The organism is Roseinatronobacter monicus (assembly GCF_006716865.1).
In the GTDB taxonomy this organism is placed as follows: Bacteria; Pseudomonadota; Alphaproteobacteria; order Rhodobacterales; family Rhodobacteraceae; genus Roseinatronobacter; species Roseinatronobacter monicus.
The window spans coordinates 1017592-1041876 of the sequence record NZ_VFPT01000001.1 but is presented as its reverse complement, the minus strand read 5'-3'; the positions used below and the strand labels follow the sequence as shown (position 1 = coordinate 1041876).

The 24285-nt window shown below is 57.7% G+C and carries 26 protein-coding genes; 12 read left to right on the top strand and 14 right to left on the bottom strand.

The window, feature by feature from the left end; translation table 11 throughout:
- Positions 1–34: 34 nt before the first annotated feature.
- Positions 35–1543: an IS21 family transposase gene (gene istA / locus BD293_RS04790; protein WP_425467918.1), complete on the bottom strand. Its 1509-nt coding sequence runs from the start codon at positions 1541–1543 to the stop codon at positions 35–37.
- Positions 1544–1750: 207 nt separating this feature from the next.
- On the opposite strand from istA, the gene BD293_RS04785 reads away from it, so the two are divergent.
- From BD293_RS04785 to BD293_RS04770, 4 genes are all read left to right on the top strand, one after another.
- Positions 1751–2329 carry a hypothetical protein gene (locus BD293_RS04785; RefSeq protein ID WP_211840993.1) on the top strand — a complete coding sequence of 193 codons (579 nt, stop codon included), beginning with the start codon at positions 1751–1753 and terminating at the stop codon, positions 2327–2329.
- Positions 2326–3183, top strand: a complete 858-nt coding sequence (locus BD293_RS04780) for an HNH endonuclease family protein (RefSeq protein ID WP_142080115.1) — start codon at positions 2326–2328, stop codon at positions 3181–3183. Before BD293_RS04785 ends, BD293_RS04780 begins: the two co-directional genes overlap by 4 nt.
- 439 nt (positions 3184–3622) lie before the next feature.
- Positions 3623–3973, top strand: a complete 351-nt coding sequence (locus BD293_RS04775) for a DUF2513 domain-containing protein (RefSeq protein WP_142080114.1) — start codon at positions 3623–3625, stop codon at positions 3971–3973.
- Between the two features lie 534 nt (positions 3974–4507).
- Entirely contained in the window at positions 4508–5386 is an 879-nt protein-coding gene (locus BD293_RS04770) for an RNA polymerase factor sigma-32 (protein WP_142080113.1), read from the top strand.
- Positions 5387–5459: 73 nt separating this feature from the next.
- On the opposite strand, the gene queF is transcribed toward BD293_RS04770, so the two are convergent.
- The 5 genes from queF to BD293_RS22615 form a co-directional block, all read right to left on the bottom strand.
- A complete protein-coding gene (queF, locus tag BD293_RS04765) occupies positions 5460–5924 on the bottom strand; it encodes a preQ(1) synthase (protein ID WP_142080112.1) in 465 nt (154 codons plus the stop codon).
- Between the two features lie 24 nt (positions 5925–5948).
- Positions 5949–6656: a 7-carboxy-7-deazaguanine synthase QueE gene (gene queE / locus BD293_RS04760; protein ID WP_142080111.1), complete on the bottom strand. Its 708-nt coding sequence runs from the start codon at positions 6654–6656 to the stop codon at positions 5949–5951.
- Positions 6653–7006, bottom strand: a complete 354-nt coding sequence (gene queD / locus BD293_RS04755; protein WP_142080110.1) for a 6-carboxytetrahydropterin synthase QueD — start codon at positions 7004–7006, stop codon at positions 6653–6655. Before queD ends, queE begins: the two co-directional genes overlap by 4 nt.
- Positions 7006–7707, bottom strand: coding sequence for a 7-cyano-7-deazaguanine synthase QueC (gene queC, locus BD293_RS04750; protein WP_142080109.1), 702 nt, complete (start codon positions 7705–7707; stop codon positions 7006–7008). Before queC ends, queD begins: the two co-directional genes overlap by 1 nt.
- A gap of 80 nt (positions 7708–7787) precedes the next feature.
- On the bottom strand, positions 7788–8345 hold the full coding sequence (locus BD293_RS22615) for a YcbK family protein (RefSeq protein WP_170207059.1): 558 nt from the start codon (positions 8343–8345) through the stop codon (positions 7788–7790).
- 316 nt (positions 8346–8661) lie between these two features.
- Between BD293_RS22615 and BD293_RS04740 the strand changes: the two genes are divergently transcribed.
- The 7 genes from BD293_RS04740 (at position 8662) to BD293_RS04710 (ending at position 16696) form a co-directional block, all read left to right on the top strand.
- The gene (locus tag BD293_RS04740) at positions 8662–9873 is read left to right on the top strand and encodes an ABC transporter substrate-binding protein (protein ID WP_142080107.1); all 1212 of its coding nucleotides are present in this window, start codon (positions 8662–8664) and stop codon (positions 9871–9873) included.
- A gap of 1 nt (position 9874) precedes the next feature.
- On the top strand, positions 9875–11545 hold the full coding sequence (locus BD293_RS04735) for an ABC transporter permease (RefSeq protein ID WP_142080106.1): 1671 nt from the start codon (positions 9875–9877) through the stop codon (positions 11543–11545).
- Complete coding sequence (locus BD293_RS04730; protein ID WP_142080105.1) at positions 11542–12180, top strand: ATP-binding cassette domain-containing protein; 639 nt, start codon at positions 11542–11544, stop codon at positions 12178–12180. Before BD293_RS04735 ends, BD293_RS04730 begins: the two co-directional genes overlap by 4 nt.
- A gap of 205 nt (positions 12181–12385) precedes the next feature.
- Positions 12386–13369: a TAXI family TRAP transporter solute-binding subunit gene (locus BD293_RS04725; protein WP_142080104.1), complete on the top strand. Its 984-nt coding sequence runs from the start codon at positions 12386–12388 to the stop codon at positions 13367–13369.
- A complete protein-coding gene (locus BD293_RS04720) occupies positions 13366–13824 on the top strand; it encodes a DUF1850 domain-containing protein (protein WP_142080103.1) in 459 nt (152 codons plus the stop codon). Before BD293_RS04725 ends, BD293_RS04720 begins: the two co-directional genes overlap by 4 nt.
- 13 nt (positions 13825–13837) lie before the next feature.
- Positions 13838–15868, top strand: a complete 2031-nt coding sequence (locus tag BD293_RS04715; RefSeq protein WP_142080102.1) for a TRAP transporter permease — start codon at positions 13838–13840, stop codon at positions 15866–15868.
- A 201-nt stretch (positions 15869–16069) separates the two neighbouring features.
- Positions 16070–16696, top strand: a complete 627-nt coding sequence (locus BD293_RS04710; RefSeq protein ID WP_142080101.1) for a hypothetical protein — start codon at positions 16070–16072, stop codon at positions 16694–16696.
- Positions 16697–16699: 3 nt separating this feature from the next.
- Here the strand turns inward: BD293_RS04710 and BD293_RS04705 are convergent, their stop codons facing one another.
- The 6 genes from BD293_RS04705 to BD293_RS04680 all read right to left on the bottom strand — a co-directional run bounded on the left by BD293_RS04705 (position 16700) and on the right by BD293_RS04680 (position 20911).
- The gene (locus BD293_RS04705) at positions 16700–17146 is read right to left on the bottom strand and encodes a YqaA family protein (protein WP_142080100.1); all 447 of its coding nucleotides are present in this window, start codon (positions 17144–17146) and stop codon (positions 16700–16702) included.
- A gap of 59 nt (positions 17147–17205) precedes the next feature.
- The gene (locus BD293_RS04700; protein ID WP_142080099.1) at positions 17206–18078 is read right to left on the bottom strand and encodes an ATP-binding protein; all 873 of its coding nucleotides are present in this window, start codon (positions 18076–18078) and stop codon (positions 17206–17208) included.
- Positions 18075–18956: a twin-arginine translocase subunit TatC gene (gene tatC, locus BD293_RS04695; protein WP_142080098.1), complete on the bottom strand. Its 882-nt coding sequence runs from the start codon at positions 18954–18956 to the stop codon at positions 18075–18077. Before tatC ends, BD293_RS04700 begins: the two co-directional genes overlap by 4 nt.
- On the bottom strand, positions 18953–19627 hold the full coding sequence (tatB, locus tag BD293_RS04690) for a Sec-independent protein translocase protein TatB (RefSeq protein WP_142080097.1): 675 nt from the start codon (positions 19625–19627) through the stop codon (positions 18953–18955). The genes tatC and tatB overlap by 4 nt, the downstream gene beginning before the upstream one ends.
- A 91-nt stretch (positions 19628–19718) precedes the next feature.
- Positions 19719–19946, bottom strand: a complete 228-nt coding sequence (locus BD293_RS04685; protein ID WP_142080096.1) for a twin-arginine translocase TatA/TatE family subunit — start codon at positions 19944–19946, stop codon at positions 19719–19721.
- A gap of 131 nt (positions 19947–20077) precedes the next feature.
- On the bottom strand, positions 20078–20911 hold the full coding sequence (locus BD293_RS04680; protein ID WP_142080095.1) for a GGDEF domain-containing protein: 834 nt from the start codon (positions 20909–20911) through the stop codon (positions 20078–20080).
- Between the two features lie 229 nt (positions 20912–21140).
- On the opposite strand from BD293_RS04680, the gene BD293_RS04675 reads away from it, so the two are divergent.
- Positions 21141–22397 carry an ISL3 family transposase gene (locus BD293_RS04675; RefSeq protein ID WP_142079999.1) on the top strand — a complete coding sequence of 419 codons (1257 nt, stop codon included), beginning with the start codon at positions 21141–21143 and terminating at the stop codon, positions 22395–22397.
- A gap of 247 nt (positions 22398–22644) precedes the next feature.
- Here the strand turns inward: BD293_RS04675 and hflX are convergent, their stop codons facing one another.
- Positions 22645–23955 carry a GTPase HflX gene (hflX, locus tag BD293_RS04670; protein ID WP_142080094.1) on the bottom strand — a complete coding sequence of 437 codons (1311 nt, stop codon included), beginning with the start codon at positions 23953–23955 and terminating at the stop codon, positions 22645–22647.
- Between the two features lie 8 nt (positions 23956–23963).
- On the bottom strand, positions 23964–24197 hold the full coding sequence (hfq, locus tag BD293_RS04665) for an RNA chaperone Hfq (RefSeq protein ID WP_142080093.1): 234 nt from the start codon (positions 24195–24197) through the stop codon (positions 23964–23966).
- Positions 24198–24285 lie beyond the last annotated feature (88 nt).

Genomic DNA, 24285 nt, shown 5'->3' with positions numbered 1-24285 from the left:
CTGGGCAGCGTGTGGATGTCGATCTCCCGGGAGGTCATGCGCGTACCTCCAGCAGCGCATCGAAGCTGTCCAGCGACGGATGAGAAACCACAACATCCTTTGGCAGCACCGCGTGTTTAGGGGTGAGCTGTGTCGCGAGCGTCTTTGGGTCCGGTATCAAACCAGAGCCGAGATCGTCAGCAAGAAGACGTGCCAATTCCGCTTCGCAGGCTTGATCGTGGGCAATAAAGAGCAGAGCGACCATGCGGCGGCAGGCGTCGCGTCGCGGCAGGCTGTGCTGTAGCACTTCCCAGGCCTGCGCGTATTCGGTGCGGGGGAAGAGGCTATCGCGGTAGATCGAGCTCCAAAGAGCCTGTGGTTTGCGCTTCAAGGCATGGATAACGTGGTGGTAATTGATGACATGGACACGATGGCCATCGTTACGGCCTCGGCCACGGGGATGCGTTGCGACAAGGGTGCTGCCCAAGAATGCGTCGAGGCGGTCATCATATAGATGGATGCGCAAACGCTGCCCGATGAGCTGTGACGGCGCGCTGTAAAAGATGCTTTTGACCCTGAAGCCGCCCATTCTTGTGACCGGCACGATAACTTCCGTATAGTCTGTGGTGCGCCGCGGCGGCAAAGGTTTAAGATGCAGCTGTTCTACCTCAACCGCTTCCATACGCTGTCGATTGCGCCGCGCCACCAGCATATCAATGAAACGACGATACTCGGCCACAGATGCAAAATCACGGCTGCCGCGCAGGATCAGTGCCTGTGCGATGGCCTTCTTCAAGTGACGGTTCTGCGATTCCACGGCGCCATTCTCATGGGCTTCACCACGGTTGTTGCGACTGGCATCCATACCATAATGACCGACGAACGCTTCATAGCGCTTGGTAATATCCTCACACTCGTCACGCGTCAGATTTCGAAATGCGGCTGAAAGACTATCCGTACGATGGTTTTGTGGAACACCCCCCAAGGCCCACAACGCCTGCTGGAGGTTCTCGGCCAAGGCCGTAAAACTCTCCCCGCCCAAGACAACACCAACATGTTCCCAGCGGCTATAGACCATTGCGAAATGATAAAGCAGGTGCGGGAATGGTGCGCCTGCAATGGTCACTTCCAGCTCGGCTGCATGGGTGAAGTCGGACTGTGCCATATAGCCTGGCTCTGGTGTCTGGCGAAAAATGATGTCGCGCTCCGGGCCTTTAAGCGCGCGCCACTGCCGGACCCTTCGCTCCAGGGTTCGGCGGATGCGATCATCTGGAAAAGCCAAAGGATGTAGACCCTGGAGGTGACGCAACAACGTCACGGCCTGCAGGGCATTGTCGTTCTCCAGAACAGGAAGGATGTCATTCTCCCAATACCCTTCAAGAGGATCGGATACTGTACGCCCGTGAACAATCTTGCGCTGTGAAGGGGGCGTTGGATCTGCATCAAATCGCCGAGCGGTTCTTTCGCTGAACCCGGCACGGGCGGCTGATGTGCATTGGCTGTGATTTTTGAGGTCGGTCATGTATAATCTCAATTGCTGGTCGGTGATGGATTGATAGGCCAACCGGGGTCCTCCGTTGGAACGTAGAGGCTTCCGGCTTATCAACCCGCAGCGACCAGCACCTAACCCAAAATCATCTTGGCCGGTGGCGCTGACCTCCAGGCGGGCAAGCCCGCCCTCCGATCAGCGCCACCGGCCAAGATGGTTGTCGCTACCGGCCAAGGTGGTTGTCGCTCAACACTAATGCGCATTACTCGCGAAGATCACTGCTTGTTCTTGCTTGACGAGCCAGACACACACATCAATCCAATCTGGAAGCTGCGCTACTTCGACGACATTGAAGGGGTTCTTGGAGCAGAACAGGACAAGCTAACCTCCGGCGGTTCCCAGATTCTGATCACCACCCATGATCCGATGATGGTTGGGAGCCTTAAAAGGGAGCAAGTACACATCCTCCGGCGCATAGGAAATCGGTCCGTAGTCGAAGTACCCGACGAACACCCCCAGGGGATGGGAGTAACTGGACTGCTAAAGAGCGAGCTTTTTGGTCTGTCATCCACATTGGATATAGAAACCGAGCGGCGCCTTTTCAGAAGAAATGAGTTATTTGTGAAATCTCCCCGCAGTGTTGATGAGGATGCTGAACTCTCTCGGCTTTCCGCGGAGCTCGCTGATCTCGGCTTTTCGACATCTGACTTCCGTGATCCCGATTATGCGCTTTTTGTTCGCAAGATGGCGCAGCACCAGAAGTTCCGAAAACCGACATTGACACCCGAGGAGCAAGCCGAGCAAAATCGGATCGCCGACGATATAATTAATGAGATCCTACGCGATGAGGCAAATGAGTGATCTGGATTGACCTTGAACATAAATTGCCAACCGACACGGATATTCCGGGGTGGGAGCCTTGGACACAAGTTCAGTGGGATGATTGGCTCGCAAGGTCAGCGCAGCTTCTCAACGATATGGCGGCGTTTGAGACTGCTGGCGATCGGGAAGCACGTAACGCATTGATCGACGCCAATCGCAAGCACTGGGGGGATCTAAAACCTTGGATGCTGGCTCTTTCTGGTGGTAAATGCTGGTTCTCTGAGACCCGTGATCTTTATTCACATTACGATGTCGAGCACTTTCGTCCGAAGAAGGAAGCACGGGATCTCGATGGTACGGTTCGCGATGGATATTGGTGGCTTGCCTTCAACTTTATGAATTTTCGGGTTTGTGGTACCGTTGGCAATCGTAAGAAGGGAGGTTGGTTTCCGCTGCAGGCAGGTTCTTTGTGCTCAAGTTTTGTTGCTCCAAAGGAAGAATCAGAGTCTCGTTATCTTTTGGATCCGATCGATGATGATGACGTGGCGTTGATAGCCTTTGATGAAGAAGGTAAGGCGATTCCAACGCCTGGATCATCAGCTTGGGAGCAGGAACGAGTCTACATCACTATAGACCGACTTAAGTTGAACGAACACGGACCTTTGGCAGAGGCGCGACGCAAAGTTTGGCAAAAAGTAGACCTCCTGATCGGTGACTTCGTTGAGGCAAGAGGCCGATGTAGTCAGGGCAACAACCCCGCCGCCAAAATGAAGATTACCTCAGTACGTTCACGCATTCGCGAACTAACCAATCCATCCGCAGATCTCTCTGCCGTTGCGAAGTGGTGTGTCGTCGTGCGCAATGATCCACAGCTTTCGCGGTTAGTTACCTGACTAGATTGCAAGACGTTGAAACTGCGCAGGGCGCTATTATTTCGAACGATGGCTCACGATAACCCAAAGATACCATCTTCATGGCTACCGCCGTACAAGCACTAGTCACAAATCGCCTAGAAGTCTATTAGCCCACCATGATCTGCCGACGTGTACGGCCATCGACCTACTCCCACTTTTCTTGCTGCACATTTTGCTGCACAAACTCAAATCAATACAATCTCAAGCATCTGATTTTTATTGATTAAACTTGTTAACGGACTTGACCTGGCGGACATCGTCTCCGCCATATCTCCCAGCAAGTCATTGTTTTCATTAGATAATCCGAAAAACCGGCAACAATCTGCCCCACATTATATTTGGAGCGCACTGGTTTTCACTGGGTTGAATGAGATGTATGTTCATGTTATGTTCAATCTGTTTATTGAAAGGTGAACCAATGACGCGAGACGATGACTTCATTCGAGAAATGCTTTTTGAAGCAGAACAATTACAAGAGCCTTACCTTGTGATGCCGATTTGCCTCAGCCCAAGTGAAGAAGAGTTGAAGCGCTACATGCACGGAAAATGGCTCTCGGATGCTGGGCTGTTTTTAGAGGTAAATGACGGGGTTTTCAGGATCACCAATCAAGGTCATGACTACCTCGCGGCCATCCGCAGTGATACCGTTTGGGACAAAACAAAAGATTCGGCCCAGAAGGCAGGGGGTGTGACACTCGGCTTGATGAAAGAGATTGCAGTCGGTTATGCTCGGCAGGAACTCACAAAGCTGGGCATCCCTCTGGGCTGAACCGAGAATTAAAAGTCCCAAGAGATTAACTTCCCGTGATTCTTGACCAAACTTTACCTATCGAAAACTTAGTATTTGGGCACGAATATGGCGGACTAAACTGTAAAGATCGAGCGTGATGACGTTGCTAATGTAGCTTATATGATGGCTGAAAGGCTTTGGACCGGAGAGTATCGAGAGCCTCCGAAGGCTACAGACATGAAGTTCATTCAGCTTGTGAACCTTTGTGCGCTTTCTCTGAAAAGTGGGAACTATTCTGGGGTAATTGCAGAAATGCACAAGTCAATCGGGCTTTAACCCCCAAACCGTGAGTCAAAGATCGCAGGCGTCATAGCACTCTTTGCCTTGGCGCCGCTTCTGTTCTGGGCCTGTTGCCGCTTCACCTCTGCCGCGAAGCGCCCGTTCGCAATATAGGGCGCGTTTGCGACAGGTGGTCGGAATTTACCTTGTGCCGCGCCAAAACGGCACACCCGCATCTTATTCTGAACTGACCAAGCGTCCACTGCGTAAACACCTCAAAACAGGAGTAAGCGCATGCAACTTGATATCCAAGACGACCGCCGCACCGCCCGCCTCGCTATGAAAGCCGAGATGCTGGATGCAGAAACTGAGTGGGCGCTTGCCCGCGCTTGGCGCGATCATGGGGATGAGCAGGCGTTGCACCGTCTGATTAACGCTTACATGCGTCTTGCTGTCTCAATCGCCTCAAAATTCCGCCGCTACGGAATGCCCATGAATGACCTTATTCAAGAGGCAGGAATGGGTCTGATGAAAGCGGCAAACAAGTTTGATCCCGACCGCGAGTTGCGCTTCTCGACCTATGCGACATGGTGGATACGCGCCAGCATTCAGGACTACCTGATGCGCAACTGGTCGATGGTGCGGGTCGGATCGACCTCGAACCAGAAGTCGCTGTTTTTCAACTATAAGCGCGTGAAAGCAAAGTTCGAGCGCGAAGCATTGGCGCGCGGCGAAGAGATCAACAGCGCCGAAATCCGCAAATCGGTGGCCGGCGAACTGAAAATACCACTCCATGATGTCGAGTTCATGGATGGTCGGCTCGCGGGCGGGGATTTCTCGCTGAATGCACTGCAATCGCAGGATGAAGACGGGCGGGAATGGATCGACTCCCTCGAAGATGACGCGGAGCAGGCCGAGGCCAAGATCGAACAGTCACACGACAGGGCGCAACTGCGTGAATGGCTGCTTCATGCGATGGCAAGCCTGTCAGAACGCGAGCGGCTTATCATACGCAAGCGCATGTTGCTGGAACAGCCCAGCACATTGGAATCGCTTGGCGAAGAGTTGAACCTATCCAAAGAGCGCGTCCGTCAGATACAAGTCGTCGCGTTTCAGAAAATGCGAGCCAGCCTTGAGGGAAGTTCCAGCGAAGTGTTGAGCCTGCTGTCGTGAACCCAACAAAACATCGCGCGGCAAGGGTGTAATTCAGCACACTTGCCCGCGGTGTTGTGCGGGCGCGGTTGCCCTAGCCGCGCCCACGATACGGGGCAACACCTTGATCTGGTATCCAAACACCTTCGGGCAATGGCCCGGTTTGCCAGAATACGTCGATTGGAATGCCGCCGCGTGGATACCAATAGCCGCCAATCCGCAGCCATTGCGGGTCAAGAAACGCGAACAGCCGCCGCGCGATCGAGATGGTGCAATCCTCATGAAACGCGCCGTGATTGCGGAATGATCCTAGGTACAGCTTCAAGGATTTGCTCTCGACCAGCCAATCCCCCGGCACATAGTCGATGACCAGATGCGCGAAATCTGGCTGGCCCGTCATAGGACAAAGCGAGGTAAATTCAGGCGCCACAAACCGCACGCAATAGGCGATATCGGCCTGCGGGTTCTGAACACGCTCCAACTCCGCAGTTTCCGGGCTGTCGGGCAGGTCTGTTGCCTCGCCCAGTTGCTTCAGCCCGCTATAGATCGTTTCCGTCATCAGCGTTTCCTTTTTGCACATTCGTCAGACACCGCGCTTGTTGCCCCATATCAGCACATGAAGCTGCGGCAGCACGCGCGCGGTGAACCATCTGTCTTGCGTTACCTTGTCGACCAGCCATAACAACCGATCCGTGCACGCAGCCAGATCGACCGCATGATCTGGGTCCACATCGGGATTGCCCGGTTGCAGATAGAGCGGAAGATCGGGGTATCTGCTGGCGGCATCCTTGGCCCAGGCATAATCCACCTCGTCAAAGATCACGATTTTCAGGACGGTTTTGGGGCGCGCCCCTGCCGCAGCCACGCATAGCTCAAACGCCGCCCAATCCATCACCTCGCCGCCCGATGGCGGCTTTGGGCTGAGGACCAGCGTGTCGAGATCGGCAAACCATGGCCGCGCAATCGACCCTTGGGTTTCACAGGCAAACCGGTAACCTTTGGCCTTGCCAAGCGCGATAAGCGGCGCGAAGTCCTGAATGGCGGGGTTGCCGCCGGACAGCGAGACTGTGAGCGGCTGCCCACCTGACAGCGCGCGCACGTCGTCCCACACCGCTTGCGCACTCATCTTCTGCCACTGGTGACGAAATGCCGTATCCACAGCATGCAGCGAGTCGCACCACACACAGCGGTAATCGCACCCGCCAGCACGAACAAACACTGTCGGCTCTCCGATCAATGCGCCCTCACCCTGAATGGTGGGGCCGAAAATTTCAGCGATGCGCAGGCTCATGGCCGGTATTCGGCCCATGTCTTGGGCGTTTCCGACACTTTCACTGCCGCCGTCTCGGACCAGCGCGCCTTGCACCAGTCGTAGAAATGGCGCGCAAGGTTCTCGGCTGTTGAGGGAACCTCCAGAACATCATCAAGGTGGTGGTGATCAAAAGTGTCGTCGATATAGGCCTTGAGCGGCTTGAGTTCATGGTAGTCACGCACGAACCCGTCTGCATTCAGGTCCGGGGCGGCAAGCTCGACCACGACGATGTAGTTATGCCCATGTAGCCTTGCACATTGATGATCCGCTGGCAGATGTGACAGTTGATGCGAGGCCGAGAAATGGAACTCCTTGGTGATACGAAACATCAGACCGCCTCCCTGCGGCCTATGGCCTGCCGCCAGAATTCCGGGTCTTCATAGGCTGTGAGATCGGGAATGCCCGCCAGATGAAAGGCCTCGCGCCGCTCGACACAGGTGCCGCAGCGCCCGCAATGCTGCGCGCCACCCTTGTAGCATGACCATGTCTGCGCAAAAGGCGTGTCAACGCGCGCGCCCTCGCGCACGATATCGGCCTTGGAGCGGTTCACGAACGGGGTGTGCAAGGCAATATCCGCGTAACCATCCAGTGCCGCGCGCTGCATCGCATCGAATGCCTGCGTGAATAAGGGGCGGCAATCGGGATAGATGAAATGATCGCCGCCATGCACGGCGGTGGCGACAGTGTCGTCATCCTGTGCCGCAGAAATTCCATACGCGATGCTTAGCATAATCGCGTTGCGATTAGGCACCACAGTGACCTTCATGGTGTCTTCGGCATAGTGGCCGTCGGGCACCGCGATATCATCTGTCAGCGCAGACCCCGTCAGCGCCGCCCCGATAGAGCGCATGTCGATGACATGATGCGCAACGCCCAGCCGTTCGGCACAGGCCTGCGCGTAGTCCAGTTCCTTGCGGTGACGTTGGCCGTAATCGAAAGAGGTCAGGCGCTTCAATACCCCTTGGTCGGCCAGAATATGGGCAAGCGAAACAGAGTCCAGCCCGCCAGAGCAGATAAGATTCGTCCTCATGTGTCAGTCCTTGTTTTGTTAACCGGGTAGGCTGCGACCGGTGACTGGCGATTTAGTGCCCGTTCAGGCGAAAGACAACCCTACCATTGGCGGGTCGGGCCGGTATCGATATGAATAAAAGTCGCGTATCGCCCAAGCCCCCCGCGACCGAGCGCTGCGGCGTGTTGGTGCAATTCGCGCGGACGCAATCTTGGATGCGCAATATCCAGCGCTTGGCCATGCAGATGGCGCGAATTGGCCGCACCACCGCGCACATTTCTGGAGGAAGACCGAAAACCATGCGTCAGGATCAGGGGTTCCTCAACGCTGATCAGCTTTTGCACGTCGGATGCCAGATCAAGCAGATGCGGGTCCATCTCGCCGACCTCGCCATTGCGCAGGTCGCGCGAAAACAGCGAGAAGCGGTCAAGCGCTTCCTGCAAGTACGCCTCACCATTAAAGTACACCTCGTGGAACACCTCTTCTGTCCGCTGGTTCACCATGAAAAGGCTGCGTGTCTCAGCCGGTTCTGGCGCTTCGTTTCTGCGAAAAAACGGCAACGCGAAACTTGGACTGGCCGTCAAACCTGTCAGAGCGGCTGAGGCACCAAACAGGAACGCACGCCTGTTGTACGCAGATTGCTGAGCATCGAATGGCATAAGTCTCTCCGGGATCGTTAGTGTTGTCGGCGCCTTATCCAAGCCGCGCCGGACATCCCAGTAGGCCAAGCCTTCACAACCCTGTGTCGGCGGATTCGCACCAACCCCCACGTGCGGCCTGTCATGCCCCGCCAAGTCCCCATTCCTTTGAACACTTTGCGGGTTTTCCAAAGCTTGACACGCACTAACCTGATGCAGGTAAATGATTTTTCTGCCAGCACTAAAACCTTGCAATCCGGCGTGCGCTTTGTTCGAAACAAAATCGCATCTCGCTGCGTATACTTCTGGCAACGATCCATCACAGGAAAGACACCTCATGCTGAAATACCTCACGACTGCGGCACTTGCGCTGCTTGCCTTTTCGCCCTTGTCCGCAGACACGCCAGACCCCACAGACTGGGACAGCGTGCTAGAGGCGGCGCGCGGCCAGACTGTCTATTGGCACGCATGGGGGGGTGATCCGCGCATCAATGCGTTCATCGCCTCGGTCGGGACGGACATGCAAGAACGCCACGGTGTCACGCTGGAACATGTCCGGCTGGCCGATACAGCAGATGCCGTCACCCGCGTCATCTCCGAACGGCAGGCGGGGCGCGATACCGGGGGCGCGGTCGATGTCATCTGGATCAATGGCGCAAATTTCGCGTCGATGAAGGAACAGGGGCTTTTGTTCGGCCCCTTTGCCGAAAGCCTGCCAAATTGGCCCTTGGTCGATACCGAAGCAAACCCCGCCGTATTGATCGACTTCACCTTGCCGGTCGAAGGCTATGGCAGCCCTTGGGCCATGTTCCAGATGGTGTTTGAATATGACAGCGCCACCCTGCCAGAGCCGCCGCGCACGCTTGATGCGCTGCGGGCGTGGATCGCGGAGAATCCGGGACGCTTTACCTATCCGCAGCCGCCCGATTTTCTGGGCACCAGCTTTCTCAAACAAGCGCTATACGGCGTGCTGGATGATCCTTCCGTGCTGATGGGATCAACCGACAACGTAGATTATGACACGGTGACAGCCCCGCTTTGGGCATTTCTGGATGAGATCACGCCAAACCTGTGGCGGCAGGGGCGCGCCTATCCGGCCAATGAACCCGCGCTGGGTCAGTTGCTGGCGGATGGCGAGATCGACATCGCTTTTGCCTTCAATCCGGGGCGCGCATCTGCCGCGATTGCGGATGGCGAATTGCAGGACACTGTACGCACCTTCGTCTTTGAAGAAGGCACGTTGGCCAATTCCTCATACCTGTCGATCCCCTATAACGCCGCCAATTCCGAAGGCGCGCTGGTGCTTGCAAATCTGATCCTTGACCCCGAAATTCAGGCCCGCGCGCAAGACCCTGCAATCCTTGGCTTTCAGACAGTTCTGGGCCTGCATCTGCTGGAAGACGCGGACCGTGCACAGTTTGAGGCGTTGGAGCTGGGCATTGCCACGCTCGCACCGGACCAGATGGGCAAAGGACTGAAAGAACCCCATCCAAGCTGGATGACCCGCATCGCCGAAGACTGGACCGCGCGCTACGGCACAGGCCAGTAACTTGGCCCGTTTCGGGCTATGGGCGGCACTTTTGCTGTTGGCTCTGCCGGTTCTGGCAGGGCTGGCAGGGGTGATCGGCCCCGCCTTTGGCTACTTGCCCGCGCTAGGCGGGGACGGGCTGAGCTTGGCACCTTGGCGCGCATTGCTCGCGTGGCCGGGACTGTCCGGCGCGGTAAAATTGTCGCTGGTGACAGGCATTCTGGCGACAGGGCTGTCACTTGCGCTGACATTGCTGATCGTGGCGGCATGGCAGGGCACGCGGTCATTCACATGGATCACCCGCGCGCTGGCACCGCTCTTGTCGCTGCCACATGCAGCCGCAGCCTTTGGGCTGGCATTTCTGATTGCGCCCTCTGGCTGGATCGCGCGCGGGCTGTCGCCTTGGGCAACCGGATGGGAGCGCCCGCCAGACCTGTTGATCGTCAATGACCCGCTTGGCCTTGCTTTGGTTGCTGGGCTGATCGTCAAGGAAGTGCCGTTTCTACTGCTGATGACGCTGGCCGCCCTGCCCCAGACCGACAGCCTGCGCGCGCAGATGGTTGCACGCAGCCTTGGCTATGGCCGTGTCACCGGCTGGATGAAGGCTGTGGCCCCGCGCGTCTATGCCCAAATCCGCCTGCCCGTCTATGCAGTGCTGGCCTATTCCATGTCCGTGGTCGATGTGGCGCTGATCCTCGGACCGACCCGCCCACCGACATTGGCCGTGCAAATTCTGGACTGGATGACACACCCCGACCTTGCCTTGCGCTTTCAGGCCGCGGCGGGCGCGGTGTTGCAACTGGCATTGGTGATCGGCGCATTGGCATTGTGGCGGCTGGCCGAGGGGCTGATTGCGCGCAGGGGTGCCGTTTGGGCGGCAGCAGGCGGGCGCGGCGTGGCCGTTGATCTGGCGTTGCGCCCGCTGGGGGCTGCGGGGGCGCTTGCCATCGGGCTGGCGGTGGGCCTCGGGCTGGCGGGGCTGCTGGTGTGGTCTTTCGCCGGGCTGTGGCGCTTCCCTGCCCTGCTGCCCGACGTCTGGAGCTTGCGCAACTGGACAGGACAATCCGACAATCTGCGCCGCATTGGTTTCGAGACCGGTGTGATCGCGCTGGGCGCAACTTTAGTCGCGCTATGCCTGAGCATCGCGGCGCTACAAGCGCAAAACACCACCCGCACGCCCCTGATCGGGCTGATCTATCTGCCCCTGATCGTGCCGCAGATTGCCTTTCTTCCGGGACTGGCAACATTTGCGCTGGTGCTGGGAATGGATGGCACACGCATGTCGGTGATGGCGATGCATCTGGTCTTCGTGCTGCCCTATGTCTACCTATCGCTGGCCGATCCGTGGCGGGCATGGGACGCACGCGCTGGCATGGCCGCATCAGCGCTTGGCGCGCGCCCGGCCCGCGTGCTTTGGGCGGTGCGCCTGCCCATGCTGGCACGTGCCTTGCTAATTGCAGCGGCGGTGGGCTTTGCCACATCGGTCGCGCAATATCTGCCGACCCTTCTGATCGGCGCAGGCCGCGTCAGCACTGTGACGACCGAAGCGGTGGCGCTGGCCTCATCCGGCAACAGGCGGTTGATCGGCGTTTGGGCCGTGGTGCAGATGGCATTGCCAATGGGGGTGTTCGCGCTTTGCCTTGCCGTGCCCGCCTTGCTTTTCCGCAATCGCCGGGGCATGCAGATCGCATGAGCCTGCGCCTTGAAAATCTGGAAATCACGCATCAGGGCGCGGTCATGGTCGCCCTCTCGGTCGAAGTTGCGGCAGGCGCGGTGCTGACCATTATGGGCCCGTCTGGCTGCGGCAAATCCACCGCCCTTGCTGCCCTGATCGGGGCCTTGCCGCCCGCGTTTCAGGCCAGCGGGCGGATCTATCTGGAAGGGCGCGAGATCACCCATCTGCCCACACACGCGCGCAAGCTTGGAATTTTGTTTCAGGATGACATCCTGTTCCCGCATCTGTCCGTTGCGGGCAATCTGGGCTTTGGCCTGCCAAAATCCGCACCTGACCGCGACGCCGCCATAGCACAAGCGCTGGTCGAGGCAGGACTGGCCGGAATGGGGCAGCGCGATCCCGCCACATTGTCGGGTGGGCAGCGCGCCCGCGTGGCCCTGATGCGCACGCTGCTATCTGCGCCGCGCGCCTTGCTGCTGGATGAACCATTCTCCAAACTCGACAGGGATCTGCGCGTTCAGATGCGCGAATTTGTGTTTCAAGCGGCACGCGCGCGGGGCTTGCCTGTCATCCTTGTGACACATGACCACGAGGATGCGCGCGCCGCGGGGGGCCCTGTGCTGGGTGTCACAGGCGCGCCGCTTACGCTGTGACGCAGTAAAGCCTGCATAATTTGCACACACGCTGTTTTTTGGACCAGATCAGTGTCAATATTTTTACAGAAATCCACCCAAGCAACGAAAGATGCACGATTCTGCACGAAAACTGTTTTAATGGGGGAAAAACTCGGGCTATCATCACCCGTCCCGAGAGGAGAAACGGGGCACTTCGAGTGCTTGCTCGACAATGGAGGATAGAATGAACAACTGTTTTGTAAACGGGCTGCGCGCACTTGCGGTCCCGGCTGCGGCCCTTGCTTTCGGTATGGGGAATGCGGCTCAGGCGCAGGAATTGTCAATCGCAACGGGCGGGACAGGCGGCGTCTACTTCCCCTATGGCGGGGGCTTGGCCGAAGTGATCAACAATCATGTCGAAGGCGCTACAGCCAGCGTCGAGGTAACCGGCGCGTCGGTCGAAAACGTCGCGCTGATCTCGCGGTTTGATTCGGATATGGCCCTTGCATTGGCCGACACCGTCTATCAGGCGTTCCACGGTGAAGGGGCGTTTGAGGGGCGGCAGATTGATGAGTTGCGCGCGCTGGCGTCCATCTACCCGAATGCGGTGCAAATCGTCACACTGGCCGATAGCGGCATTTCCAGCATCGAGGATCTGCGCGGCCAGCGCGTCTCGGTCGGGGCACCGGGGTCTGGCACAGAAGTCAGCGCACAAACACTGCTTGAGGCGAATGGCATCACCTATGATGATTTCGAGCCGCAGCGCCTGAACTTCAATGAAACCGCCGATGCACTGCGCGATGGTGACATCGCAGCCGGGTTCTGGAGTGTGGGTCCGCCCACCAGCTCGATCATGAATCTGGCAACCACACGCTCGATCAGTCTGATTGCACTGAGCACCGAAGAAATTGCCGCCGCAATCGAGGCAGAGCCGACATTCGCGCCCTATTCTTTGCGCGAGGGTCTGTATGATGGCATGGCCGAGCCGGTTTTGACCATCTCGACGCCGAATGTGCTGATCGTTCATGCCGATATGGACGAGGAGATGGCCTATAACATCACCAAAGCCATGTACGAGAATGTGCAGGAACTGATCGACATCCATCCGGCAGCCAATGATACGACTGTCGAGTTCAGCGTCGATTCAACGCCCATCCCCTTCCACCCCGGCGCGTTGCGCTATCTGGAGGAAGTGGGCGCGACCGCACAAGATCATCAGCGTCCGTGACGGGATTAATTACAGGGCGGCTGGTTTTGGCCGCCCTGTTTCTGTCTGCGCCCGCATCTGCTGATCCGGTGTTTCAAGCCCATAGCGCTGATGGCGGGGTGGTTGCGTCCTTGCCCATGCCACAGGGTCAGGAAATCTGCCTGCATTGGGCGCATTCGGTGACAGGCGGAAAGGTGGCAGATTGCTTCCAGAACCGCGACGATCACCTGACGCTGACGCGCAGCTATCTGCATGATTTTGCCGCAGGCTTGGGCGAGGTTGAAGGGCGCGGCACGTTGACACCCGCGCAGCAGGGCGGCTACTGGATCGGTGATATTGATGAAGCCCTGCCCGGCAACCGCCTGAAGCTGCGCACCGGTTCCAGTGCCGTCGGACACAGGCTGGTCGCAGGCGATCACACGGTCCCCCTGCCCCTGCAATCGGCGCTTACACTTATACTGACACACCCCAACTGACAGGCTGGTTCCGATGACGTCAAATGTCGATCCGACAAACCTCTCTGTGCCCGATCAGGTCGAAGGCGGCACCATTCCTGAAAACCTGCGCTCTGCGGACAGGTTCCAGCCAAAGCCAGTGCTGTGGTTGATTACAGCGGTCGCAATCTCGCTGTCACTGTTCCAACTCTATACTGCCGGGATACAGCCGCTGGGGTTGTTCTACCAGCGCACCGCGCATCTGGGTTTTGTGCTGTTTCTGGCATTTCTGATCTTTCCGGTTTTCGGTCAGACCCGCAAACGTGGCGTTCTGGGCTGGATTATTGACGCAGGCTTTCTGACTGCCGCATTCCTGAGCGGATTTTACATCATCTGGTATCTTGATGACATCATTGCCCGCGCAGGCTGGTGGACCTCCACCGATATTATGGTGGGCATCATCTGTATCATCGCCGTGCTAGAGGCGAGCCGCCGTGCCGTGGGCTTGGGCCTGACAATCATCGGCGCTATCGCAATCCTTTATGCGCTTGCGGGGCCACGCGGTGCGCTGCCGGGCCTTGGCGAATGGATGCCGGGCGTGCTGTCGCACAGAGGGGCGAGTGTGGACCGGCTGGTGGGGCAGCTTTACCTGGGGCAAGAGGGCATATTCGGCCTGCCGCTGGGTGTGGCGGCAACCTTCGTGTTCATGTTCGTGCTGTTCGGCGCATTTCTGGAGAAAACCGGCGCGGGCAAGTTTTTCATTGATCTGGCTTTTGCCGCCACGGGCCGCAAACCCGGCGGGCCTGCAAAAGCCGCCGTCATCGCCTCGGCGGGGATGGGATCAATCTCTGGCTCGGCGATTGCCAATGTGGTCACGACCGGCGCATTCACAATCCCGCTGATGAAGCGGCTGGGCTACAAGCCCAAGCAGGCCGGCGGGATCGAGGCCGCAGCCTCGACCGGTGGGCAGATCACGCCGCCCCTGATGGGCGCAGGCGCATTCCTCATCTCGGAATACACGCGTGTGCCCTATATCGAAATTGTCATGGTCTCGATCTTTCCGGCGATCCTGTATCTGGGCACGGTCTATTTGTTTGTGCATCTCGTGGCGATGAAACAAGGCATGAAAGGCATGTCAGCGTCTGAATTGCCAGTTGTGCGGCAAGTGCTGGCGGCGGGTTGGCAGTTCATCGTGCCGCTGGTGCTGCTGGTCTGGCTGTTGGTCAACAATATCTCGCCCATGCGGGTCGGGTTCTGGGCAATCCTGACAGTGATCGGCGTGGCAGGGTTGCGCGGCCTTTGGTCGGTGTTCGCCGATGGGCCTGTGACCACGGCGCGGGTTCAGGCGTCGGTCATGCGCGGACTGCGGATGATTTTTGAATCGCTGGAGCTGGGCGCGCGCAACGCGGTCGCCGTCTCGATTGCCTGTGCGGTTGCGGGCATTATCGTGGGTGTTGTGGGCCTGACCGGGTTGGGGTTGAAGTTCAGCTCGATGATGATCTCGCTTTCGGGCGGCAATATCGTGATCGCGCTGGGGCTGGTGCTGCTGGCCTCGCTCATCCTTGGGCTGGGGCTGCCGGTCACGGCCAGCTATATCGTGCTGATCGTGCTGGTGGGACCGGCGCTGCATAATGAATTTGGCATTCCGCTGCTGATCGCGCATCTGGTGGTGTTCTGGTATTCGCAAGACAGCAATGTGACGCCGCCTGTGGCCCTTGCAGGGTTTGCAGGCGCGGCTGTGGCGGGCGCGAAACCTATGGAAACCAGTATGCAGGCGTGGAAATTCGCCAAGGGTCTGTATCTGATCCCTGCGTTTATGGTGTTCAATCCGGTCATCATTATGGGCGGAGAGCTGTGGCATGTGCTGCTGACAGGCACGATCATCATCATTGCGCTTGTCGCCTTTGCCGCCGCGATAGAAGGGTATCTTTTCACATGGATCGACCCGGTGTCGCGGGTGGCAATGATCCCTGCTGTTATCGCGGTGTTCCATCCGTCGCTGGCAATTGAACTGGCAGGCGCGGCGGCACTTCTGGCACTGCTGGGCTGGAACTGGTTGCTGGCGCGCCGATTGTCCCCTGCCTGAAGCATCTGCGGCGGCCCCTTGGCTGGTGCCGCCGCATTGAATGCCGAAGATATGATTTCCGCCACACTTGACACATGCCCCTATCCTCGCTGATCTCAGCGGTAGGGTTCGGTCACCAATTACGCCGACTCAGCCCCTTGCAGGACAAGACAAACAAGACCGGGCCTAAACCCGATCACCCTATATTGAGGCCAGAAAATAATGTGGACAAAAACCCTTATTGGCGCGGCGCTTCTTGCGGTCTTGGGCACTGGCCCGTTGCACGCGGCCCCGACCCAATGCGACACCAAGATCGACGGCGAGCCCGTCACGATTTTCTACGATACCGCAGACCCGACCTTTTCCTCTTTTCGAGAGCGCTTCTTGCGTCGGGGCCACCAATGTCCGGGCGCAGTTGTCATCACCTATCTGATGCCCGATCTGTCAGCAGCAGAGCGAGAGGTCTTTTGCGCCAATTACGACCCCTTGACACAAAGCCACTCGATGCCCGCACAGGGGCGGCGTGACAATTTCGGCCGCTGCGTCGAGCCGTCGAAAACCTGCAAACTGGTGAACACCACCAAACAAGAAGCCATGACCTTGATGGGCGTGGGCCGACAAGCCGAAGACGGGATGCGCCCAAGCCTGTTCTCCTCGACCGTCTCGGCGGTCACACACAGTTCCGGGGCCATGATCCTGTCGGGCAATGCAGGTGCGCTAACGGGAATACTGTCATCCGTGGGCACAAGTGTGGGGGCCGCAGTCAGCGCACCTGCAGTGCTGGTGGGGGCAGCTGCAAGTGTGGTTGTGATCGGTGGTGCGGTCTATCTGTGCAGTGACGAGGATTAAACCTTATCCTGCCAGCGCCATCGCATGAGAGGTTACCCAAGCCAAGACCGCATAGCGCCCGGTCTTGGCAATGCTTACCAGCAGCGCGAATTGCCACAACGGCGTGCGCATGATGCCTGCAACCAGCGTGAACCAGCCCAGCACAGGTGCCCAGCTTAACAGCAGCGACCATACCCCATAGCGGCGAAACCAGCCTTGGGTGCGTTCAAGCTGGTCTGGTCGCATCGGGAACCAGCGCTTGTCACGATAAGTCTCGACCCGCATCCCGATCGCATAATTCACAAATGCGCCCAGCGTGTTGCCCAGACTGGCAATTGCAACCAGAAGCACCAAACCGCTGACATTGCCAAGTTGCAGCGCCACAAACACCGCCTCGGATTGAAATGGAATGATTGTGGCCGCCAAAAAGGCAGCAGCAAACAGGGTGACAAGCGCTGTCAGGGTAATCATGGCCAGCCCTCAGTCGGAAATGGAAAGGTCATCGAAATAACGCGGCACGAAGCCCAAGCCTATAGCCGCACACCTTCGCGCCCGGCAAGGTCAGTAAAGAATTGCCACGCAACCCGCCCCGAACGGCTGCCCCGTGTCGCCTGCCATTCAATCGCCTCGGCGCGCAGGCGATCCGGGGCAATGTGCAAGCCATAAGCCGCGCAATAGCCTTCGATCATCGCCAGATACTCGTCCTGATCGCAGGGGTGAAAGCCCAGCCACAAGCCAAACCTGTCCGAAAGCGAGACCTTCTCTTCCACGGCTTCAGACGGTGAAATCGCGGAAGACCGCTCATTCTCGATCATGTCACGCGGCATAAGGTGCCGACGGTTCGAGGTTGCGTAAAGAACGACATTATCTGGTCGCCCCTCAACCCCGCCATCCAGAACAGCCTTGAGCGATTTGTAATGCTGGTCATCATGACTGAAGGACAGATCATCGCAAAACAGAATGAACCGCGCAGGCGATGCGCGCATGTGCGCCATCAGCCGTCCGATTGAGGGCAAATCCTCGCGCTGAATTTCCACCAGCTTCAGGGCAGAGGCAGGTTCCAGTTCCAGCGCGCGCGCATGAACTGCCTTGACCAGCGACGATTTCCCCATCCCCCGCGCGCCCCATAGAAGGGCGTTATTCGCAGGCAGACCTTTTGCAAATTGCAACGTGTTGGTCAAAAGCGTATCGCGCGACCGGCCAATCCCAACAAGCAGATCCAGCGACACCCGATTGACCTGCGCTACAGGTTGCAGATGGTCTGGTGCAACATGCCAGACAAAGGCCTCTGCTGCCGTCAAATCTGGCGCGGGGGTTGCAGCGGGTGACAGCCGCTCCAGCGCCTCGGCGATCCGGCGCAAACTGTCATCCGCTGCAAAACCCGTGTCAGAGCCAGAGGTCATTTCTCGTCTTCCAGCTCGTCCTCGAAAATCTCGTCATCCTCGTCATCCAGCAGCCCTTCGCGGCGCAGCTCTTCGTTGCGCTTGCGTTCGACATAGCCGACCAGCCGGATCGAGATTTCATAGAGCCCGTAAACCACCACAAACAGGATCACCTGCGTAATCACATCCGGCGGGGTCACCAATGCGGCCAGCGTCAGAATACCCACAATCGCCCATTTCCGCCCGGCCCGCAGACCCGCTTCGGAAACAAGCCCGGCCTTGCCCATCAGCGTCAGCAACACCGGCAACTGGAAACACAGGCCGAAAGCCACGATGAATTTTATGGTCAGGTTCAGATATTCCTGCGCAGAGCCTTGAAAAACCACCGACAAGGGTGCCGCGCCGGTAACGCCCTCAACAACCTCGCCCCCTGTGCCGAACTGTTGAAAGCCAAGGAAGAAGTTGTAGGCCAGTGGTGTGACCACATAGAACGCAAACGACGCACCCAGAAAGAACATGAAAGGCGAGGCCACAAGGAAAGGCAGAAAGGCATGCTTCTCGGACCGGTACAGACCAGGGGCCACAAAGCGCCACATCTGACTTGCGATTACCGGGAAAGACAGCATGAAGCCGCCCAGCAGCGACACCTTGATCGCCACGAAGAAACCCTCTTGCGGGCTGATGAAGATCAGGTCGCAATCCTGCCCGCGCGAGGCCAGCGCATCACACAAAGGGGCCGTCAGAAAGTTGAAAATCGGCGTGGCAACCGTGAAACACAGCACCATCCCCACAACGAAAGCGAAAACAGACTTGATCAGCCGGTTGCGCAGTTCCGCCAGATGCTCGATAAGCGGCGCGCCCTTGTCGTCGATATCGTCACGCGAATTGGATGTGCTCATGCTTTGCTCTTATCCGTCGCATCACCTTTGGGCGCGTTTGACGGCGCGGGCGATGTCGCAGTCTGATTGGCCTTGGCCGCAGCTTTAGGCTTGCTCGCCGATTTAGGTTTTGCGGCGGCTTTGGGCTTGGCAGGTGTTTTGGGCGGGGCCTTCGTTTCGGCTTTGGCCTTGGTTGCGGGTGTTGGCTTGCCTTCGGGTTTGGGCTGCGCTTTGGTCTGTGGCTTGGCCTGCGCTTCGGGTTTAGCCGCAGCTTTGGGGGTCACAGGTTTTGGCGCACGCTCTTTGCGCAGAGTGTCCATTTCGGCAGAGATGCGGTCCATGGCCTCTTCGTCATCCTCGGCGCTTTCCGGGTCAGCTTCGACAGCGGCAGGTTTTGCGCCCTTCCCCTTTTTGCCCGGATCTTTCAACGGGTCCCAGTTGCGCATCTTGTTGACTTCATCCAGCCCCATGCTTTGCGGGTCTGTCGCGCGGCGCAGATCGCGCGCCACATCTTTGACGCCCGTCGAATCCGCAGCGTCATCCATTGCGCGCTGAAACTCGCGCGCCATAGATCTTGCCTTGGCCGTGAACTGACCAAGCGATCGAAACATTTTGGGCAGGTCTTTTGGACCCACCACGATCAAAGCCACGATGCCGATCACCATCAGCTCTGTCCAGCCGAGATCAAACATCACATCCCCTTTGCACCTGAACACTCAGGTTTACGACAGTCCAATCCTGCACCACACACAGCGCCCTGATCCGAATCAGGGACCGCGTGGGTCAGACCTTGTCCTTGTCGTTTTCAGGGGTGATGTCGCGCGCGTTCGTCACGCCATCTTCATCCGAGGTCTTCTCGATCTCTTCAGAGCCGTCTTTCAGGCCCTTCTTGAACGAGGTGATCCCTTTGCCCACTTCGCCCATCAGCGCACTTACCTTGCCGCGTCCGAAAAGCACAAGCACGACAACCGCAATGATGATGAAGCCAGCAGGCCCAATATTGTTCAGCATGAGTGTCTCCCTCTGCCGCGTCAGCCAGATAGACTACGCGATCATACGCATTCCATTTATGGATTATCGACGCCAGTTCAAAGCCCCAAATTCAAGATCGGGACAATTTCCTGTATACGCGATGCGCAAACTTAATCAAACAGCTCAAACTCGGGAATGCTGACTGCACCCAACACGCGGTTGCGCCCGGCTTCTTTGGCTTGATACAGGTACTCATCGGCTGTCGACATCAAGGTTTCACGGGTGTCTGTCAGCGCAGTGCAGGTTGCAACGCCCAGACTGGCCGTAAATTCAATCACGGGATAATCGCGTACAATTGTTCCCTCAATGACAGCGCGCAGGCGTTCTGCTATTTCCATCGCAGATTCTGCATCGGCCAATAAAATAACGCCGAACTCCTCGCCGCCCAACCGGCCAAGCCGGTCACAGGGGCGCAATTCCGACTGAACGACATGCGCCACTGCACGCAGAACCGCGTCGCCTGCTGCATGGCCATAGGTGTCGTTTATCTTTTTGAAGTGGTCGAGATCGAACACCACCAACGAACACGGAACCCCGCCACGCTGCCATGTCGCCACGGCGCGGCCCAGATCGGCCATAAAGGCGCGGCGTGTCATGGCCCGTGTCAGCATGTCGCAATGCGCAACCGACCAAAGCGCGTGATGTTCGGCGGCAAGCACGGCAAAACCGGCCAGCATATGTGCCGCACCTGATTCAAATTCTTTCGCATAGGCCCGCAAAACCCCGATCCGACGCCCCTGATGCACAAGGGGCGCCTGAATGCAGGCAAGATCGACCGGCACGGCCTGCATCGGCGCGCCGTCGAATTGAATGGCCACATGACTTGCACCCGTGGTCTGGCGAATGAGGTAGAAGATTGTGTCATACTGCTCGTTCATAGGATCGGGAGCAGCGAAAGACGCTTCAGTGACGGACAAAGCTTGAGAAGATAAATCATTGGCCATAGGGGTGCATCCCGTTCACTTCGAAAATTTTAAGGTCCCTTCGCGATTTGTGTGGGTTGCTGGTGGGCGGCGGATTGAATCTTCTACCAGATATTGTGGTCACAACATAAGGCGCGTCTGTCGCGGAGACCTCAAATATCGCAGCGTCAGACGCGCCGAGCCTGTTGAGCTGCGGCAGTTTTTTTGGATAGGGTGAAGCTTCCTGAAACCAGCGGATGAGGAGGCATTCATGGGTCCCGAGACAAGTTTGTTCACGACAGCTCTTGGCCTGCAGGCTCCGTGGAGTGTCACGGACGTACGTTTTGACGCCAAACTCAAAGAGATCCACTTTGACGTCCGCTTCAAGGCGGGAAGTCGATTTGCTTGTCCCTCCTGTGGCGCGCCCGATCAGCCCGTCCATGACACGCGATCCAGGATCTGGGAACACCTGCGTTTTTTCGAGCACAAGGCTTTCATCCATGCCGATGTGCCACGTGTTGCTTGCAGCCAATGTAGCAAGACCGGACAGGTTCCGGTCCCCTGGGCGCGCAGTGGCAGCGGTTTCAGTCAGTTGTTTGAAGCCTTTGTGATTGCGCTGGTGCGACAGATGCCGGTGAAGGCTGTTGCTGATATGCTTGATGTTGGTGACGATCGCCTCTGGCGGGTTCTTGACCATTACGTGTCGTCAGCGCGAGATCGCGAAGACTTCAGCGCCGTGACCGCCCTTGGGATTGACGAGACAGCTGCGCGCCGCGGGCATAATTACATCACCCTATTTCACGACCTTCTGGCCGGCAGGCTTCTCTTTGCCTGTGAAGGACGTGATGCAAAGACTGTGGCGGCTTTCGGTGAAGATCTGCGCGCCCATGGCGGTGATCCCGATGCCATCTCCGCTGCCTGTATCGATATGAGTAGGGCCTACATTTCTGGCGTCGCAAAGCATCTGCCGAACGCGGATGTTACCTTCGACCCATTCCATGTCATCCAACTGGCCAATGTGGCGCTTGAAGAGGTTCGCCGCGCCGAAGTACGCAGCAGACCTGAGTTGAAACACAGCCGCTGGATGTGGCTCAAGGACAAGAAGAGATGGACGAAGCGGCAGATCACACAGCATCATGATCTATCTCGGATGCACCTGAAAACAGGACGCGCGTTTCGCTTGAAAGAGGCTTTGCGCGACATCTTTGCTGAAGCCGAGTCCAAGGCAGAGGCCGAAGAACGGCTTACCGCCTGGTTTCAATGGGCGCGCCGCAGCAGGCTGCCAGCATTCAAGAAACTCGCTCTGACACTCAAGGCGCACTGGGATGGTATACTTAACGGTTTTGACAGCGATCTGAGCAACGGCGCTGTCGAAGCCATCAACGGCCTCATTCAGGCCGCAAAGGCTCGGGCGCGCGGGTATCGCAAAACCCGCAACCTCATCAACATGTCATACCTCATCGCAGGCAATCTCACCCACTTACCAGCGTCACCCTACCGCACAACATCTTGTGCCACAGGCAAATGAACGGAAACCAAGCCACCCACACAAACCGCGAAATAGCCAATTTTAAACATTTATGCGCCAAAATCTGCTTCGGTCTGGCTGGTTCTTAATTAGATTTTAATTATGGCGTTTTATAGGCCTTACCCATATTTTACTGAATGAAAGGTTAACACAAACCAGCCCTTCGCGCCAAGGCTGGTGTATCGGGCCGTGCTATTCAAAGCACAGTCACGCCGCAACCTATGGGACGTTGCCGCCCAAACCGCCCCTATTCGCCTTGCAGCATGGACCTGAACTGGCGTTTTTGCTTGTCGGTCCAATTGACCTGAAGCGCGTATCCTTGCTGATCCTGCTGCTCTTGCTCGACCACGCCTTGCTCGAACAGCCAAGCACGCACGCGCCCTTGTGCAAAGGTCAGATGAATCTCGGCGGTATGGCGGGTATCGTCCAGTTGCTCGGTCAATGTGGTGAAGAACGCCTCCAACCCCTGCCCTGTAACTGAAGAACCAAGATAGACATCTTTCTCCGTCTGCGCGCGCTCGGCCAAGGCCGCGTGCTGCTCTGGTGGCAAAAGGTCTGCCTTGTTCCAAAGCGCGATCTGGCGCGTATGCACACCAACCCCCAGATCCGCCAGAATATCGCGGACATTGCGCGCCTGTTCTTCTGTCTCGGGGTGCGCGATGTCGCGGACATGCACAATCAGATCCGCCTCCAGCACCTCTTCCAGAGTGGCGCGAAACGCCGCGATCAGTTGCGTCGGCAGGTCCGAGATGAAGCCCACCGTATCGGACAGGATAATGTCCTTGCCTGTGGGCAGGCGCACTGCGCGCATCGTCGGATCAAGGGTTGCAAACAACATATCCTTGGCCAGCACTTCGGCACCGGTCAGGCGGTTGAACAAGGTCGATTTGCCCGCATTTGTATAGCCGACCAGCGCCACCACCGGAAACGGCACCTTGCGCCGTGCGGCGCGGTGCAATTCGCGGGTGCGTGTGACCTTGCTGAGTTGCCTGCGCAGGCGCACCATTTGCAGGTCAATGGCGCGGCGGTCTGCCTCGATCTGTGTCTCGCCCGGACCACCAACGAAGCCCAGACCGCCGCGCTGGCGCTCCAGGTGGGTCCAAGCCCGCACAAGCCGCGTGCGCTGATAGCTGAGTGCCGCCAACTCGACCTGCAACACGCCTTCGCGCGTGCGCGCCCGATCTGCAAAGATTTCCAGAATCAGGCCCGTGCGGTCCAGCAGCTTGACCTTCCACGCGCGTTCCAGATTGCGCTGTTGCACAGGCGTCACCGGTCCGTCGATCAGAACAAGCTCGACTTCAGCCTCGGCGATAATCTGCGCCAGTTCTTCTACCTTGCCGGACCCGAACAACATGCCGGGATGCGCTTTTGGCAAGCGCACAACCCGTTCATCCGCCACATCAAGTCCCGGAAGGGCATGCGCCAGTGCCACCGCCTCGTCAAGTGCCAGTTCCGGTTCTCGTATGCGCACATGCGCCTTGATCTCTGGATGCAGAACCATAGCGCGGGTGCGTTCCGCGCCCACGTCACTCCCGGTATCCGACGGTTCATCTGACATATTGGCGATCAGCCTTCGCCCTCATATAGCGAAATCGGCTGTCCCGGCATTATGGTCGAAATGGCGTGCTTGTAGACAAGCTGACTTTGTCCATCCCGACGCAAAAGGACACAGAAATTGTCAAACCAGGTGATTACACCTTGCAGTTTGACACCGTTAATCAGGAATACAGTTACTGGAACCTTGTTCTTGCGGACATGGTTCAGAAATGCATCTTGCAGGTTTTGTTTATCATTGGCCATGCGCTTGCCTTTTTGTCAGGGCGTGTTTGCTTTACGCAGAGAGCCTCATCTCCCTCTGGGTTGAGTATGAAGCGCGATTCGGAAAACT